Source organism: Pedobacter sp. JCM 36344 (genome assembly GCF_046546555.1).
In the GTDB taxonomy this organism is placed as follows: domain Bacteria; phylum Bacteroidota; class Bacteroidia; order Sphingobacteriales; family Sphingobacteriaceae; genus Pedobacter.
In genome coordinates this window covers 94,454-110,631 of record NZ_JBKHKK010000015.1, presented here as the reverse complement: position 1 = coordinate 110,631, position 16,178 = coordinate 94,454, and the positions used below count along the sequence as shown (strand labels likewise).

At 37.6% G+C, this 16,178-nt stretch carries 12 protein-coding genes, 2 tRNA genes and 1 pseudogene; 10 read left to right on the top strand and 5 right to left on the bottom strand.

Features of this window, described 5'->3' with window-relative positions; all coding sequences use genetic code 11:
* The first annotated feature begins 738 nt into the window (after window positions 1-738).
* The 8 genes and pseudogenes from ACHFIZ_RS14635 to ACHFIZ_RS14600 all read left to right on the top strand — a co-directional run.
* Window positions 739-813 (top strand) — tRNA-Val (locus ACHFIZ_RS14635).
* 401 nt (window positions 814-1,214) lie between these two features.
* Window positions 1,215-1,490: a type II toxin-antitoxin system RelE/ParE family toxin gene (locus ACHFIZ_RS14630; RefSeq protein WP_410887126.1), complete on the top strand. Its 276-nt coding sequence runs from the start codon at window positions 1,215-1,217 to the stop codon at window positions 1,488-1,490.
* Between the two features lie 13 nt (window positions 1,491-1,503).
* A complete protein-coding gene (locus ACHFIZ_RS14625) occupies window positions 1,504-1,788 on the top strand; it encodes a HigA family addiction module antitoxin (protein ID WP_410887124.1) in 285 nt (94 codons plus the stop codon).
* 504 nt (window positions 1,789-2,292) lie between these two features.
* Entirely contained in the window at window positions 2,293-4,974 is a 2,682-nt protein-coding gene (locus ACHFIZ_RS14620) for a sensor histidine kinase (protein ID WP_410887122.1), read from the top strand.
* Window positions 4,975-4,979: 5 nt separating this feature from the next.
* Window positions 4,980-5,729, top strand: a complete 750-nt coding sequence (locus ACHFIZ_RS14615; protein WP_410887120.1) for a LytR/AlgR family response regulator transcription factor — start codon at window positions 4,980-4,982, stop codon at window positions 5,727-5,729.
* 594 nt (window positions 5,730-6,323) lie between these two features.
* Entirely contained in the window at window positions 6,324-6,521 is a 198-nt protein-coding gene (locus tag ACHFIZ_RS14610; protein WP_410887118.1) for a hypothetical protein, read from the top strand.
* Between the two features lie 23 nt (window positions 6,522-6,544).
* On the top strand, window positions 6,545-7,516 hold the full coding sequence (locus ACHFIZ_RS14605) for a peptidoglycan DD-metalloendopeptidase family protein (RefSeq protein ID WP_410887116.1): 972 nt from the start codon (window positions 6,545-6,547) through the stop codon (window positions 7,514-7,516).
* A gap of 134 nt (window positions 7,517-7,650) precedes the next feature.
* Window positions 7,651-7,814, top strand: a pseudogene (locus ACHFIZ_RS14600) (transposase domain-containing protein); the annotation flags it as partial.
* A gap of 282 nt (window positions 7,815-8,096) precedes the next feature.
* On the opposite strand, the gene ACHFIZ_RS14595 reads toward ACHFIZ_RS14600, so the two are convergent.
* From ACHFIZ_RS14595 to ACHFIZ_RS14585, 3 genes are all read right to left on the bottom strand, one after another.
* Window positions 8,097-8,516 carry a hypothetical protein gene (locus tag ACHFIZ_RS14595; protein WP_410887114.1) on the bottom strand — a complete coding sequence of 140 codons (420 nt, stop codon included), beginning with the start codon at window positions 8,514-8,516 and terminating at the stop codon, window positions 8,097-8,099.
* Window positions 8,517-8,523: 7 nt separating this feature from the next.
* Window positions 8,524-10,020 carry a hypothetical protein gene (locus ACHFIZ_RS14590; protein WP_410887112.1) on the bottom strand — a complete coding sequence of 499 codons (1,497 nt, stop codon included), beginning with the start codon at window positions 10,018-10,020 and terminating at the stop codon, window positions 8,524-8,526.
* A 325-nt stretch (window positions 10,021-10,345) separates the two neighbouring features.
* Window positions 10,346-10,422 (bottom strand) — tRNA-Ala (locus ACHFIZ_RS14585).
* 152 nt (window positions 10,423-10,574) lie between these two features.
* Here ACHFIZ_RS14585 and ACHFIZ_RS14580 point away from each other — a divergent pair.
* Both ACHFIZ_RS14580 and ACHFIZ_RS14575 read left to right on the top strand, forming a co-directional pair.
* Window positions 10,575-11,336, top strand: a complete 762-nt coding sequence (locus ACHFIZ_RS14580; protein ID WP_410887110.1) for a head GIN domain-containing protein — start codon at window positions 10,575-10,577, stop codon at window positions 11,334-11,336.
* A 3-nt stretch (window positions 11,337-11,339) separates the two neighbouring features.
* A complete protein-coding gene (locus tag ACHFIZ_RS14575) occupies window positions 11,340-12,428 on the top strand; it encodes a serine hydrolase domain-containing protein (RefSeq protein WP_410887108.1) in 1,089 nt (362 codons plus the stop codon).
* A gap of 51 nt (window positions 12,429-12,479) precedes the next feature.
* Here the strand turns inward: ACHFIZ_RS14575 and ACHFIZ_RS14570 are convergent, their stop codons facing one another.
* Both ACHFIZ_RS14570 and ACHFIZ_RS14565 read right to left on the bottom strand, forming a co-directional pair.
* On the bottom strand, window positions 12,480-13,895 hold the full coding sequence (locus ACHFIZ_RS14570) for a glycoside hydrolase family 125 protein (RefSeq protein WP_410887106.1): 1,416 nt from the start codon (window positions 13,893-13,895) through the stop codon (window positions 12,480-12,482).
* 4 nt (window positions 13,896-13,899) lie between these two features.
* Window positions 13,900-16,161 (bottom strand): GH92 family glycosyl hydrolase, encoded by a 2,262-nt coding sequence (locus tag ACHFIZ_RS14565; RefSeq protein ID WP_410887104.1) that lies wholly within the window; start codon window positions 16,159-16,161, stop codon window positions 13,900-13,902.
* Window positions 16,162-16,178 lie beyond the last annotated feature (17 nt).

Here is a 16,178-nt window from a genome sequence, read left to right as displayed (position 1 = left end):
ATGGCATGGCCTTCAGACTCGATTTCTGAAACTATGGATCTCTTATAGGTTTCTAAATACAACCTGCCATATTTCTTTCCTTTTACTTCTTTTGACATCTCTCTTAAAATTAATAAATAATTCTGTTCGGATTCATGTAATGTTTATTTAGGACGAGTCAGTTTGTATCTTAAAGCAAATCGGTCGTTCAGCCTGTCATCTAGAGTCCAGTATTTTCGGATTTATCGAAAAGTACCAAAAGTTTCGCCGACATAATACCGGACATTTTGCATAAACGGCGGACATTCGCGGACATTTTCCTAGATAATTAGTTGTTAGGCATCTATATAGGTATTTTTGTATAAATATATATTTGCCTTCTGCGAAGCGGGACGAGAAGTTCATTGACGTATTAATAATAAACGAGTGTTTGATCAGAAATGGTATTGTGATAGGCCCAGTTGATGCTCGCTTATGACCGCTGCAGCGGTTACAAGAGAGTTGGAGTTAAATGATATATCCTATTTACCAATGATTACTTTATGGTGCACTGTTCCGCATTTTGCTTGTTTGGGGATGATGGTCTGTAATATCCCTGTAATCAATCCAAGAAGAAATACATTCCATAATGAATTGAAAAAAGGCTACGTTATTACCTGCATCCAATCATCATATTTGAAAATAAATTTCTATAATTGTATTTATTAAAAATAGCTATCAAGTAGGATGGGTTCAAAGCCTATTAGTAGTCATTTTAAAGGGAGTTTAGCTCAGTTGGTTTAGAGCACTACCTCGACAAGGTAGGGGTCGCTGGTTCGAGCCCAGTAATTCCCACTAGTTAATAAAGCCGTTTTTCGACAAGAAAAGCGGCATTCGGGTATCAATCGATGACAAATTCGAATGATCAAATTGTAGTGAAGAAAGCCATATATAAATCCTTAATCTATTCATTCCTTTATGTTCTTTTAAGTACAGTAACTTTATTATCTCTATTACCATCCACCCCCTTGCATGGTGATTGGGTTTATTATAGTTTATTTTTCACATTCCCCGTAGCAGTGGTTAGTTTTGCTGTAATGTTAGCGGTGCGTGATGCAACAATTTTAGTCTTGATAATACAAACAGTAATGTTCTTACTGACATGGCTTATCATATATTCGATGTTTCCTAAGAATCGATCATCAATAACTTGATTAGAATCTCTGATATAGCTAGGCATGTAATACCCTTCAGAATTGGACAGAGGAAAACCTTTACGGCTATTATGGGGGAAAAGGGACGGAAGCAAATTGCCACAGGCCCAATTAAATAAAATTCGCCTTGTTTTACAAATTATAGATGAACTGGAAGAAGTACCCGGAGATTTGGCGCATTTGGTTTCCTGGCGGCCACACCCATTAAAGGGGAATCTTCAAGACTTTTGGAGTTTAGATATTACAGGCAATTACCGGGTAATATTCCGGTTTCAAAATAAGAATGCATTTGATTTAGATTACTTAGACACACATTAAAATGGAAAGAGAGATGGAATTATCGCACCCAGGCGAAATATTAAAAATGGAAATTATTGAAGGAAGAGGATTGACTATTGGAAAAGCCGCCGATCTATTAGGTGTTACACGCCCAACGCTATCTAACATCCTGAACGGTAAGGCATCCATTACCCCTAATATTGCGCTAAGGATTGAAACTGTTTTTGGTGGATCGGCCAGATTTTGGGTTCGTTTACAATCAGCGTATGATTTGGATATCGCAAAAAAAACCTTTCTGAAAAACCCGCCGAAGATCAAACATTTCGATTTTGCTTAATTCATTAAAAGCCCGAAGGAAAAATAGTGTAAAAAAATACGATGGTTTGCCTTTACATTTTTTTCACCACCTAATTTTGTGAACTTTAATAATAAATTGCATGATTTCTTCAACGATATTTTTCCCTTTTAACACTTCGATTATTAAAAAACGACCGTTTTTTAATAATCTGATATTTAAAATTGTTCTTAGTCTTTATAGATTTTTATATCTTAAAGATCTCCTCTGAAAGACACACTTGTCATAAACTTATTCATATTCAAAGCAGTATTCTAATTTTTGATGATGAGTTATTTTATATAGGTTAGCAAACGTTGAATGCTTTATACTTATAAAATAGATTACATCATCTGAATAATATTTATGACAAATAGTGCCAAAATAGCTAGGTTAGAGATGCCAATACATTATATTGGTACCAAATAATAACTCAAACACTCCATCTGCTCAATGCACCAAAGCCAAGTGAAGTATTGTAGCTTTTTTTGTTTTAAATCTTAAATTATGAAACAGAAAAAACTTTTAAGCCTTGGAGTATTTTTGTTGCTCACGCTTTCGCAGCTCTTCGCTCAAAAAAAGAATCCGCCGATAACTTTTAAATCGGGAGATTGGCTGGAAACCGGTATTCGGATCCGTAATTTATCCCGTAATTCTGACTATAACCTAAGGGTTAGATACGAGGTATCCAATAAGCTGCAGAATAGAAACTTAACTTTTAAAGTTACAATTGAGCGACTGCGGTTAAAATATGTTGATGCAGAGAATACTTGGTGGGGTTATGATTCTTACTATCCCAAATACATTGAGAACCGAAAAAAGAATCTTACTAAGCAGATTTACGAAATTACCACTAATGGCAACGGGAAAATATCAAACGTAACTGTATTGTCTGCAGCTCGAAAATTCAATTTCTCTTTAATTACCTTCAAAACCAATGCTTCATTTCAAAAAGAAGAGTACTCATCTGAAAACATTTTTCCGGTTGTACAAGTAAAAAAAATTTCTGAGACCCTGATGAGCTCATTAATTAGTGGCAAACCAATGCCTAAAACGCTGCACTTATCAGAATCAAATGATATTGCTAATATAATCTTCAAATCGGCTTCTTTTACTTTGCCAACGAATGCGGTACTTAAAGGACATATTTCTAATATCACCCCGATAGATACAATTTATGAATTTGATAGAAAAATTTTCAAATTCAACAAGGATGGTTCATTTAACGCTGGTGTTTTAGCTGGTTTTACTGATCAACAGCTTTGGGTTATGGGTCAATTTGACGAGTATAAGACCTTTTACGCACAGCTGGAACCGTTTGATACGCTTATTGTTAAAGCAGACCGATTAGATTTTGATAACACGGTCTACTTTTCAGGAAACGCAGCCGCTAAAGCGGAATTAAGCAAAGAACTGAGACCTATTTTTAATAGTCAATGGGTTAATGAAAGCAAATACCGGGATAAATCATTAACTGACTTTCTTTTGTTCCAAAAGCAGGGACAAAAGGACTTTGAGAACGTTTTAAGTAGGTATGCAAAGGATGTTCCTGTAGAAATAATAGAGAATAATAGGAGTAATTTTAGAATTACCCAGGCAGGTACTAAACTCGAATTCTTTACGCTCAACCGTAAGGGTTTAAAGGCAAAAATGTCTTTAAACGACTTCCCTAAAGATTATTTTGAAAGTATTGATACTTTACCTGTATCGTTAAATATTTCGGAAGGTGGTCTCCATTACATTTGGTACATGAGATGGTTGCTATCCTACAAGCAAACCAAGTTAGGAATGACGAATGCCAGTCAGCATGGCTTTTTAGCTAACTATGCAAGCGCCATGGCCTCATTTAACGGGTATCCCTTGTATTATTCTATTTATAATTCTCTAAGAGATGAGCTCCTTAAAAGTGAGGTGGAAACTGCAGAAAGGTTGAAAACTTATTACGAAGATTTTATCAATAATTGTGGAGATACCACAATGGTAAATCGGGTAAAAAAGGAATGGACAGAAGCAAAGCAATGGTTGCCCGGCAATCCTAGTCCGGCTAAAGAGCTTCCTACCAACGACGGAAATACGCTTGATCTTGCCAAGTTCAAAGGGAAGCCCCTTGTTATCATTGTAAATTCTAATAATCCCGATGTACTAAAAGATTATATAGATCTTATTAAAAAGCAGAAATGGAGTGAAGTGCATTTTCTAATTGCACAAAGTGTAAGTGCGGTAGAGAGAAGTACGATACATCAGACGCTAAGGGAAATGCCCAATGTCACTTACGTTGAAGTTAGCTTAGAAAACCTCCAAAAGAATTTTAAGTTGTACTTTCAGCAAACGAAGGTGTATACATTCGATTCAGACTATCGAATCATATCCAGTTACTTGTTAGATACCTCTCCTGATGATCAGTCAATAGTAGAGGACATGATAGAAAAAGCAATTGAGTCAAGTATAATGACCCAGGAGCAAAAAGCAGAAATGATTAAAACGATAGGATGGAGCGCAGGCTCCATTCTGTTTGCAGGCCTTATTTTCTTTTGGATTTACAAAGCAAGGGTAGATAATCTCAAAAGAAAAGAATCGTTAAAAAGAAAAATCAAAGAGTTGGAAGTGAAAGCCATCCGTTCTCAGATGAATCCCCATTTTATTTTCAATGCGTTAAATTCCATCCAATCGCTTATCAATAATCAACAGTATAAAGAAGCGAATATCTATTTAGAAAAGTTTGCTTTGCTGATGCGACGAGTATTAAACAATTCTGAAAAAACATTTGTAAGCCTCTCTGATGAGCTAGAAGCTGTAACCTTGTATGTTGAATTGGAGCAACTGCGTTTCGATTTTGTGTTTGACATTCATGTTGATAATGGCATCAATGCGAACTTGATTGAAATACCGGGGATGATTACCCAACCGCTTATTGAAAACGCCATATTGCACGGAATAGCTCAAAAAGGAACTTCGGGCACTTTGAAATTGGATGTTAGCAAAACCGCTGGTTGCCTTAAGATTGTAATTAGCGACAATGGCTCTGGCTGGGACGGAATAATTGAAGATGATCATGATGGTTTTGGCTTGAAGTTGGTACGTGAGCGACTAAACTTGTTAAACACGCCTGATACTATAGGCAAGCTAGAGATAAGTAGTAATTTAGCCGGGCAGGGCGTTACAGCCGTTTTGATTATTCCGGTAGACTAATGAGCATGAAAATCAGAAGTATTATAGTTGACGACGAAAAAAAGAGCAGAAGCAACCTAAAGCAGCTGCTAACAGAATATTGCCCTGTAGTAGAAGTAGTTGCTGAGGCAGATTCCGTTATGACAGCTTTGTCGTTAATTGCACAACATAAGCCGGACTTGTTATTTCTCGATATTGAAATGGGTGAACTTTCTGGATTTGACTTGTTAAAGTTGTTGAACGGTCAGCAAAACTTCGAGCTGATATTTGTTACTGCGTATGATAAGTATGGTATACAGGCTGTTAAAGCTTGCGCTTTAGATTACCTACTTAAACCTATTAATATTTTGGAGCTTAGCGGTGCTATTGACAAGGCCATTAAACAAATTGGTCCGAGAAAAGAAGATGAACGGTTAAAGGAGCTGGTGGCCAATATTGACCGCCGGGGTGATGAACAAAAAATAGCTATACCTCTTGCTGATAAGATTGAATTTATCACCATCAGCAGGATAATACGATTGGAAGCTGAAGGCAATTACACGCATTTTTATCTCGCAGATCATAAACATCATTTAGTATGTAAAACTTTAAAAGACTACCAGGAATTGCTTGAAGGGCATCATTTTATACGTACCCACCAATCACACCTGATAAACTTCAAAAAGATTTCTTCTTATGTGAAAACTGACGGTGGTTACATCGCCATGGAAGATGGAAGCCAGGTGCCGATTTCAAGGCAAAAGAAAGATGAGGTGTTAGGAAAGATATTGAGGTAAGCGTTTCAATCCTTAAATAAAAAGTATTATTTGCATAAGTACACAATTACGCTCACATAAAAGATACTATTAGATAAGAACCACAACATAATAACTTTGGATGCACCAGGCCATACAATAGCAATAAGAAACAATTCGAAGATCTCATTCAAACAGTTAACTCTGGGAAATAGCCATCAAAATCCGCTTATGTAATCTAATATTGTCGATCAATATTTATGGTTAATACCCTTTAAAATAATACACCTTAATTTTTACTTCTAACATGTTATTATTCCCTCATTAATTGATAATTAGATAGCCTTGGAAATATTTAGGTTTTATGCCACATATGACTTCCTGAATTTATTTTCTTTAGGACTAATTATCATAAACTCATTCCATTATTCAAATCAGAATTTTAGTTTTTGATGATGAGTTTTTGATAATTTAGCTTACACAAAAACGAAGGTATTCGTGTAAGCCTTTATCATTATTCCATCGTTTTTTGATAATGCTGGAGGAGTAAATTAGTACCTAATCTTATATTAAAAATATTCTGCTCTTGGAGTAAGTTTTTTTAAATGCAAACAACTAATAGTTGAAAAAGCATATATGAGAACCTTACTACTTTTGATGGCTGTTTCAATAAGCGCCACATCTTGCGGACCCAATTCATCTCCTGAGAAGCGAATGAATATTAAGAATCAGGAACTTAGTCAAAAAGTTGAAGTGATTTTTAAACGGCAACAAATCTTAAGAGACAGCATATTAATCCTGAAAAAGGAAATCGACGCCATTAACAATAAATAAGCATGGCTGTGGAAAAGAATTTTATGAGGAAGATACTATCGTTAATTATAATGGTACATATTACTACTAGCGCCATTGCACAACAAGAATCGGCACAAGCTAAGTCTGTTATTAAGTTATTCACAGAATATATCAACTCCGGTCATTATGACCTCATTTGCAATTTATTCAATGAAAAAGCCAAGTCCAAATTCCCGCACGACCGGACAATGGTCTTCCTTGAACAACTGCAAACCAGATATGGTAATATAAAAAATACCACATTTATGTCGGTAGAAAACACATTTACTACCTACCTTGCTGATCTTGATAAGGGTCAGGTTGTAATATGGATAGCCGTTGATAGTCTTTCAACAATCAATGGATTGTTTGCTAAGCCTTACCAGACTACAATTCCGCCGAAAGCCGAACGCAATACCACTAAATTATCCCTACCCTTCAGTGGCGAGTGGACTATCTTTTGGGGTGGCGACACCAAGGCGCTTAATCTTCACAATGGAGCAAAATTTCAACAGTACGCATTTGATATTGTTATCAATGGGTTAAACGAACGATCTTACAAAACAGACGGAAGATCAAATACCGACTACTATGCATTCGGCGAAAAGATACTAGCTCCGGCCGATGCTACTGTAGTGCTTGCAGTTGATGGTGTTGCGGATAATGTTCCTAGTAAAGTAAACACTATGTACGTACCAGGTAATTCGGTTATATTAAAGACAGCAAATAATGAATATCTCTTTTTTGCCCATTTCAAACAAAATACCGTGAACGTAAAGGATGACGATGTGATAAAACAAGGGCAGTTACTTGGCAGATGCGGCAACTCGGGTAATTCATCTGAACCGCATTTGCATTTCCATATTCAGGATGCACCGAATTTCGATACAGCAACCGGAATAAAATGTTACTTCGAGCGCATCTATGTAAATAGCAAAATTATGGATGATCATTCCCCTATAAAAGGAGAAAGAATAGGTAATATCAAACATTAGTAATGAGCGAAAGGGAATTTCTAACAATGATACAGGATAACCAAGGCATTATAAGAGTTCGACATGGCTTTATCGTGTTGCGCTGAACACAGCTATGGCATCATTCAGAAAAAACAAACCAAATGTTACCTTGGCAACGATCGGCGATGATGTACCCTTTCTTCGCCATTTGCAAGAACACGGGGTAAATCCATTTCAGTGGTTGAAATATACACTTGAGAATATCATGGCGTCTATCCCGCTAATCACCATCGAGTCAACTAATAAATTATTTCAGCAGAAATTGCTAAATCTGTAAGATCAGGTGCAAAATAATCAAAAATCATCCACCTACCGTTGTTATCCATTGACCATATGTTTGTTTGTAATCCCTTTTTAGGCGACATATTTATAAACGGTTGGTAAACTGGCAGAAATATAAAGTCACTATAAGGTGTGTTAATAGGAATACTTTTATCCAAATTTGCTTTTGTAAGCCGCTCATTTTGCTTAATCCATAAATATTCTATTGCTACAAAAAAGGTTTTATCAGGAAGCTTTATGCCCTTGGATTTTATATCAATAATAATATGATTATAAGCTAATTAGTCGTACCCGGCAGCTTAATAATTCGTTGTTCAACTTGCGCAATCTGATATCCCTTTGGTAGTTTTTCTATGATATAAAAAACATATCTATCATTGAATTTAGCCCCTGATTCATATGCAATATCCTGCAATTCATACCAAGCTAGGTATCTAAATTTTGGCAAAAAGGCAAGTGGCTTTGGTTTATCCCTATAGATATATATTAGATATGCGTCATATGGAGGAATACACTTACAGTAAAAACCGTAACTATTTTTTAACTCTTGCCCAATTTTAAGAATTTGGTTACTCGAACTGACACCAGCAGTATCGGCAAGATAGTAAACTGTATCTTTCTTTATTTGACTATGGCTGATACTAATGTTGCATCCAACGAACAAGATAAGTGACACGAGTAATTTTGATAGTTTCATAATTAGCTTAAGGACAATTTATAGGTATTTTGTTAGCTAAAGCAGCATTTATCTGGGAAACGAAATAAGTATTCATGTCTGCGTGAGAAATAGTGAAACGATCTAGCAAATTATTATAAGCCGCCCCCAATACATTTGCTTCCATTAGTGTTGGATTAGTGCCAAGTTGATCCATTCCTACGAGCATAGCTTTTCTAGCATCCTGTAACGAGTATCTATCTACGCCATTAACTTTACCACCATATTCTACCAACATATTAACCATCTTATCGAATTGTATTGTCATCATGTTATAATGGGATGCAAAATTTGTATCTCCGTTTAACGAAAATAAGTTATAGGCATATAGTGCTTGCAAAAAGTTGCTATAATCAGGTGCGAAAAAGTTGGGACTAGTCTCTTCTTTAAAAGCAAAGAAATATCTTGTATTAGCATGTACTATTTCGTGAATAAAAGTAGCCGCAACTAAAATTTCTGATGCATTATTGAGCATATGTGAGTTTAAATAAACAGTTGAAGATGCTCCGCTGAGTGATCCTGGACTTCTAGTTGTAATGCCATTTTCGTAACGATTAGCTTGCCCCCACGACATTGACTTAGAGTCATAGGTGATAGTCGGTTTAGAGAAGCCACTAAAAGGTTGACTAAGATTCCTAAAGGCATTTAACGTCAACAGGCGACTAAGAACAACTTTCACAACACAAGGAAATTTGGCTTTTAAACTATCTATAACAATTTCGGCTGTGCATGTCCCAATACCAGTTGTCCCACCTATACAACCACATGGAGAGCTGTAGGCTGCCCCATCAACTATACCAGCACAGTCAATAAAAATGTCACGTCCACCCGGGGGTGACTCTGGTGTTGGATAGGTGCAAACCTGTCGTGCAAACCCTAAATTTCCCCAATAGACAATTTGCCCATTCTCATCTCGCTCGATATAAACATAGTAGTAATTTTCACAACTCATTTCTCCCGAGAATATTGGCTCAAAGGCACTAATCTTCTTTCCACTGTGATTGGAGATAGAAGAATTATTCATATCGAAAGTTTGTTGGCCTATACCATACTGAGACCCTTTTGTTGAAGTCGGTGGTAAAACATTCTTAGTAGCACTCACTTCACCTTTCATTTCTTTCCCTTTTTTATAGTATTTTCCTTTTAAAATATGATAGTTTAAATCATAGGTAGTGAAAATGCCAGTGAATTGAGGACTCGTTAATTCAGATGGGTCTGTAATAAGGACATCACCTTTGATATTTATATACTCTTTGGTGCTATAAACCTCTCTTATGTTCCCTTGTACTATTTTTCCATCTTTTTCAATAAAAACAAACTTGCGACTATAATCGACACTATCTGAGGTAATAACATACTTAGCGATTGGTACTACGACTACTTTCTTACCCTCTGATGTGAGTCCCAATTTAGCTCTTTCCCATTCGGGAGTAGGCTTAGCCCTTGTTATGGCTTTCTTACCACTTGGTTCTAGGCTATTTAACATCTGAGACTTAAGCTCCATTTAGCCCCCTCATTAATATAGAATTGCTTAGCATTCTCTATTAAGGTTTTACTAGGAATTTCCCAATTGTTACTGTCTTCTTTTTGACATGAGTGAATAATCAGTAATTGGAAAATTAAACCTAATATAACTGCAAATCTAATTTTGAATTTGGGTAAGTTACTGACTTGGTTGTTGACGATCATTTGAGAATTAATTTATTATCAAAACTAATATACATAATAAAATAAATAACGGTGTTTTAAACGTAACTATTTCGAGCACAAAAAAACCCTTAGAAATCAATCTAAGGGTATTTAAAGTGTCTTGGTGGAGAATATCGGATTCGAACCGATCACCTCTTCACTGCCAGCGAAGCGCTCTAGCCAAATGAGCTAATCCCCCATGGGTGGCAAAAATAGTTAATTTTGGTCAATTTCAAAATGAATTCAATTATTTATGAATTGCTTGCAACATCTTGAAATTTTTAACGTCTTATATCCAATCATCAAATAAAAGACAATTGATATATTTAACAAAAATATAAGACTTACATCATGAAAAGGACTTTCTCAATATTATTCACAAGCGCCTTTATTACGGCAAACTTCAGCGCGTACGCTTCAAAACCTATTGTAAATGACGTCGCAGTATACGCTTCCACTGGCAACAATAACAGCAAGTCTGGTCAGGATAGAAGAGATGTTAAAAATTTCAATGGATTAGCAGCAGGTGGACCGATCGAGGTGATCATAACTATAGGAAATTCGGAAGGGTTAAAGTTTGAAGGCGATGCCGAAGCTATTTCAACTCTGGTAACTGAAGTAAAAGGAAACATCTTAATAATAAGACCCAAAACTAGTTGGACGAGCTGGTCTCACAAGTATGAAAATCAGAAAATAATTGCAAGGGTCTCTGCAAAAACGATTACAAGCTTAACAATGAGTGGCAATGGAAGTATCAAAGTGAATGGTACTATTCATGCAGCGGAGCTTGCCATTTCCCTAAGCGGCTCAGGTAGTATTAATGCTAATGTAGATGCTGATAAATTAACCAGTGTACTTAGTGGGTCAGGAAGTGTGAACTTAACTGGCAAAACAGAAGATGCGAATGTGACCGTTAGCGGTTCGGGCAAATTTAGCGGGAAGACATTGTCTATGAATAACCTAAATACAAGAATTAGTGGCTCAGGATCAGTAAACGTTAAAGTAGAGGACAATATCAAAGCTTTAGTAAGCGGTTCCGGAAGAGTAAACTACAGCGGAAATCCTAATGTTGAACAACGCGTTATCGGATCAGGTGGCGTAAGCAAAATATAAAGCATGCGAAGAATTCTTCTGCTATGTATATCGACTATTATTCATTTATCTTCCAATGCTCAACAGCTAAAAAAATCGGCAGATAGTTTAAGAATTGCCGGTGAAATCCCTGAGTTGAGTTATGCGATATTAACTTCTGATAGCGTAATTGTTTCTAGAGTCATTGGGTTCCACAAGTCCACGTTGAAGTCTGATGATACACGAGCATTGCCAGAAGATTATTTTCACCTGGGATCTAATACGAAAGCCATAACTGGATATATTGCGGGATACCTGGTTGAGCAAAACAAGATCAGCTGGTCCGCAAAACTATTTGCCTTATTCCCCGAGTGGAAGTCGGCCGCAAACCCGGCGTTTTACGATGTCACGTTAGCAGATTTACTTTCACACAGGGCTAGAATTCAGCCGTACACAAGTGGTACTGAATTTCAGTTGTTGCCGAAGTTTACAGGATCAAAATCGGACAGGCGTAAAGAATTTGCGCTATTTTTACTTCACAATAACCCTTTAGAGAAAAATGCAAAATCCTACAATTATTCTAATGCAGGTTATAGCATAGCAGCTTGCATGCTCGAACAGGCATCAGGAAAAACCTGGGAAGAACTAGTTGATGAGGTATTGAATAAAAAACTAGGACTGCATTATATGTTTGGCTGGCCAAATAAATCCGCAACAAACCAGCCCTGGGGGCATTGGATGGAAAATGATAAATTTGTTCCCGTTCCTGGTAACACTGACTATAATCTAAATTTGATTGAACCCGCTGGCGACATAAGTATGCCTATTGCTGATTATGTGAAGTTTATACAGTTGAATTTGGCAGGATTAACAGGTAAGCCGGGATTCTTAAAACCGCAAACTATAGAATATTTACATTATGGACATCCTGAGTATGCAATTGGTTGGCTAAACACGAATAGTGCACAGAAGCATAGTTCTGAGCACGCAGGCTCTGCTGGTACGTTTTATTGCTATACGCTGATCAATAAGGATAAGAATTTGGCTTATGTGATCATGGCGAATAGTGCTACTGATAAGGCACTGGATTCGATTTTCAAGCTGCTAGAAAAGATGGTTAGAAGCGCGGAATAATAAATAGCGGGATTTTGCAATAAAATGCAAGTCCCGCTACTGTATAGCTAATTATGCCAATAAGTGTGGCTTTTCTTTATAAACTTTCCATAAGAACTCTCCAAAGATTGTATTTGCCCATGCAAACCATGATCTTGTAAATTTAGCCGGGTCATCCATATGGAATGACTCATGCATAAATCCTGTCCCAGCATGGCATTTTTGAAGAATTTGGAGACATGATTTGATCTCAGCATCGGTAGTTGAGGTCAGGCCTTGCATTGTAACTGCAATTGGCCATATTTTGTCAATCCCTGTATGCGGACTACCGATTCCTTTTGCAGCTGTTCCCTGGAAATAAAAAGGGTTTTCCGATGACAAGATTAGCTTTCTGGTGTTGATATAAATCGGATCGGTAGTTTTTACTGCTCCAAGATAAGGCAAGGCCAAAAGACTAGGTACGTTTGCATCATCCATAATATTGAAACTTCCATACCCGTTTACTTCGAAAGCGTAAACTTTACCAAATTTAGGGTGTGTTACTACTGCATATTTTTGAATAGCTGTTTCCACTTCAGTCGCTAATGCTTTTAATTCAGCAACTAAGGTTGTGTCTTTATGAACCGCTGTTAGGATCTCAGCGGCCTGTCTTAAACTAATAACAGCGAAGAAATTTGATGGAATGAGAAAGTTGTATATCGTAGCATCGTCACTTGGTCTGAATGCTGAACAGATCAGTCCAACTGGTTTAACCGGATATCCATAGCCACTTAGCGGCGTAGTATCGGTAGCGAACATTGTTTCGCGCTGAAAATGATATGGACCCTGACCATTTTTTCTCTGCTGCTCTTTAAAGGTTTTAAGGATTACAGTGATCGCTTCTCTCCAGGTATTGTCAAATGGAGTAGTATCACCAGTTAATTTCCAATATTGATAGCTCAAACGGATTGGATAACAAAGCGAGTCGATCTCCCATTTACGTTCGTGAACACCTGGTTTCATATCGGTATGATCAGTTTTCCACTCCCCAACTTTATTAGGATCACCGTAGAATGCATTGGCATAAGGGTCTTTGATGATGCTTTTCACTTGGTGGTTTATTACCCCGTGGATTAGATCCTGAAGCTTTTTATCGCCTTTAACCAGTGGAAGGTAAGGTGTTACCTGTGCTGTGCTATCACGCAACCACATTGCATCGATATCCCCTGTGATCACATAAGTATCAGGCTTACCACCTTCTTGTGTATAAGTAACTGTAGTATCTAAAGTATTTGGGAAGCAGTTTTCAAATAGATACGCGAGCTCCTTGTTCTTCACGTTTTTGTGGAACTCAGCAATTGCAGCATCCACAGATTGACTAACAAAATGTCTTTTTGAGGGAGCTACCCGTACTAAAGGAAAATCGGGCGCTGCGGCGAAGGAAACTTTGCTTGCTGCCAATCCCGCTGCTAATAGTCCTGTGTTTTGTAAAAAAATTCTTCTTTTCATCTTATTATTTGGTTAGAGAAAAGGGCTTATCATCAGCAGATAATCCTCTTTGCTCATTGGGTTTATTACTCATTTCTAATTTCAATACGCCTCCTTTGATCAGGTCGCTGTGTCTAATGAAATTTTTGGTGTATGGTTTTCCGTTTAGTGTTGCAGATTGGATGTAAATATGATCTTTATCATTTAAGGGGGCATCTACAACAAACTTCTTTCCGTTTTCTAAATTAATAGATGTTTTCTTAAACATCGGACTTCCGATCACATATTCTCCTGTTCCAGGGGTAACACTGTAAAAACCAAGGGCACTCAAGACATACCAGGAAGAAGTCTGACCCTGATCTTCATCGCCAGGATAACCGTTTTCTGTTGCATCATATAGCTTAGTCATCACCTGTCTGGCATGAAACTGAGATTTCCAAGGCTGATTTGCGTAATTGTAAAGATAAACCATATGCTGAATTGGCTGATTGCCATGTGCGTACTGACCAAGATCGGCCATCACCATTTCAGTCATCTCATGAATCATTCCGCCATAAGTACCGACTTTAACTTTATTTGGCTCTGAGAATACGGAGTCAAGTTTTGCAGTGAAGTTTTGATTACCCCCCATTAGGTTAATTAAACCTTTGGTGTCCTGGAAGACCGACCAATGGTAGTGCCAAGCATTACCTTCAGTAAAAGGGCCACCCCATTCAATTGGGTCGAAGTTTTTAGTCCAGGTACCATCAATACCTTTTCCACGCATAAATCTGGTTGAGGGATCGTATACATTTTTGTAGTTGTACATCGGCTTTTCAAAAATATCTATATATTTTTTATTACCGGTCATTCTTGCCAGCTCGTATCCACAGTAATCATCATAGGCATACTCTAATGTTTTAGCTGTAGACTCTCTGTATTTTGGATATGGAACATAGCCTAACTCATTGTATTCCTTTACGCCATCACGGCCGTTAGCTGGCCCCCATGGGCCTTTATTCATTGCTTCATGGTAGTAAGCGTCCAATGCTTCTTTGGGGTCGAAAGTACGAATGCCTTTTGCCCATGCATCTGCAAACAACGAGATCGCGTGGTTACCGATCATACTACCTCCTTCACTTGGGAATGACCACGATGGCAACCATTTACACTGCTTATAAGCTTCGATCATTGCCTGCATATATTGTCCGTGCATCTCTGGATGCATCAATGTATTTAATGGAAATTGCGCCCTGAAAGTATCCCAGAAACCAGTATCCGTAAACATATAGCCATCATGAACCTGACCATCATAAGGACTGAAGTAATAGGGTTTTCCATCTTTATTGATCTCGTAAAACTTCCTCGAAAAAAGACTGGCTCTAAAAAAGCAAGAGTAAAACGTTTCTTTATCGGCCTGGGAGCCGCCTTCTACAGCTACTCTTCCCAAGGATTTATTCCAGACCGTAGCGGCATTTGCTTTAGTTTGTTCCAGCGTTTTATCAGAACCAAGTTCTCTATCTAAGTTAAGTTGTGCCTGCTCTGGACTAATATAAGAAGAAGCTGTTTTAACCTGAACTTTCGTTCCAGCTTTAAATTCGATGTAAGCACCTTTACCCTTGCCTTCTGCCAGCAAAGAGTCCTTTAACACACTATTGTCTCGGTTATCCCAAGTACCATAGGCTTGGATCGGTTGATCAAACTGAATTACGAAAAAACTTTTCCAGTTGTTTCTGAAGCCTTGTCCGTTACTCACCCAACCTGTGATCTTATTTTCTTTCGGAAAAATTTTAACACCGCTAGTACGGTTGTAGCCGTCTAACACAAGGAAGCTCCTTTCTCCTTTAGGATAAGTAAAACGAAGATGTGCACCACGTTCCGACGGAGAGATCTCCGTAGTAATTTTATTGTCGAACGTAACTTTGTAATAATTCGGTTTAGCAACTTCATTGGCATGGCTAAACTTAGCTTCACGTTGATCTTCGCCTACCATCAATTCTGTCATTGGCATTAGCGAGAAGACCGCGTAATCGCGTGTCCAGGAGCTACACTGATGTGCTTGCTGAAATCCCCTGATCTTATCTTTAAAATATTGATACTTCCAGCCATCGCCATTTTTACCAGTTTGAGGCGTCCAGGTATGCATTCCGAAGGGTAGTGCAGTAGTGGGATACGTGTTACCACGCGTGAGCTCATGTTTTGAATTTGTTCCCTGCAGCGTATTTACATAGCTAACGAGTTCTGCCTTTTGAGCGAAAGCTGTATTGCTGAGCAGCAACAGTGCAAATGATAAATGTTTTAATTTCATGTGTGTCTTTAAATCCC

What these genes read in the sequence shown, in the direction of transcription:
- ACHFIZ_RS14605 (WP_410887116.1), top strand. Translation starts at nt 6,545, where the DNA reads ATGAGGAAGATACTATCGTTAATTATAATGGTACATATTACTACTAGC.
- ACHFIZ_RS14595 (WP_410887114.1), bottom strand. Translation starts at nt 8,516, where the DNA reads ATGAAACTATCAAAATTACTCGTGTCACTTATCTTGTTCGTTGGATGC.
- ACHFIZ_RS14580 (WP_410887110.1), top strand. Translation starts at nt 10,575, where the DNA reads ATGAAAAGGACTTTCTCAATATTATTCACAAGCGCCTTTATTACGGCA.
- ACHFIZ_RS14565 (WP_410887104.1), bottom strand. Translation starts at nt 16,161, where the DNA reads ATGAAATTAAAACATTTATCATTTGCACTGTTGCTGCTCAGCAATACA.
- ACHFIZ_RS14590 (WP_410887112.1), bottom strand. Translation starts at nt 10,020, where the DNA reads ATGTTAAATAGCCTAGAACCAAGTGGTAAGAAAGCCATAACAAGGGCT.
- ACHFIZ_RS14610 (WP_410887118.1), top strand. Translation starts at nt 6,324, where the DNA reads ATGAGAACCTTACTACTTTTGATGGCTGTTTCAATAAGCGCCACATCT.
- ACHFIZ_RS14575 (WP_410887108.1), top strand. Translation starts at nt 11,340, where the DNA reads ATGCGAAGAATTCTTCTGCTATGTATATCGACTATTATTCATTTATCT.
- ACHFIZ_RS14625 (WP_410887124.1), top strand. Translation starts at nt 1,504, where the DNA reads ATGGAATTATCGCACCCAGGCGAAATATTAAAAATGGAAATTATTGAA.
- ACHFIZ_RS14615 (WP_410887120.1), top strand. Translation starts at nt 4,980, where the DNA reads ATGAAAATCAGAAGTATTATAGTTGACGACGAAAAAAAGAGCAGAAGC.
- ACHFIZ_RS14570 (WP_410887106.1), bottom strand. Translation starts at nt 13,895, where the DNA reads ATGAAAAGAAGAATTTTTTTACAAAACACAGGACTATTAGCAGCGGGA.
- ACHFIZ_RS14620 (WP_410887122.1), top strand. Translation starts at nt 2,293, where the DNA reads ATGAAACAGAAAAAACTTTTAAGCCTTGGAGTATTTTTGTTGCTCACG.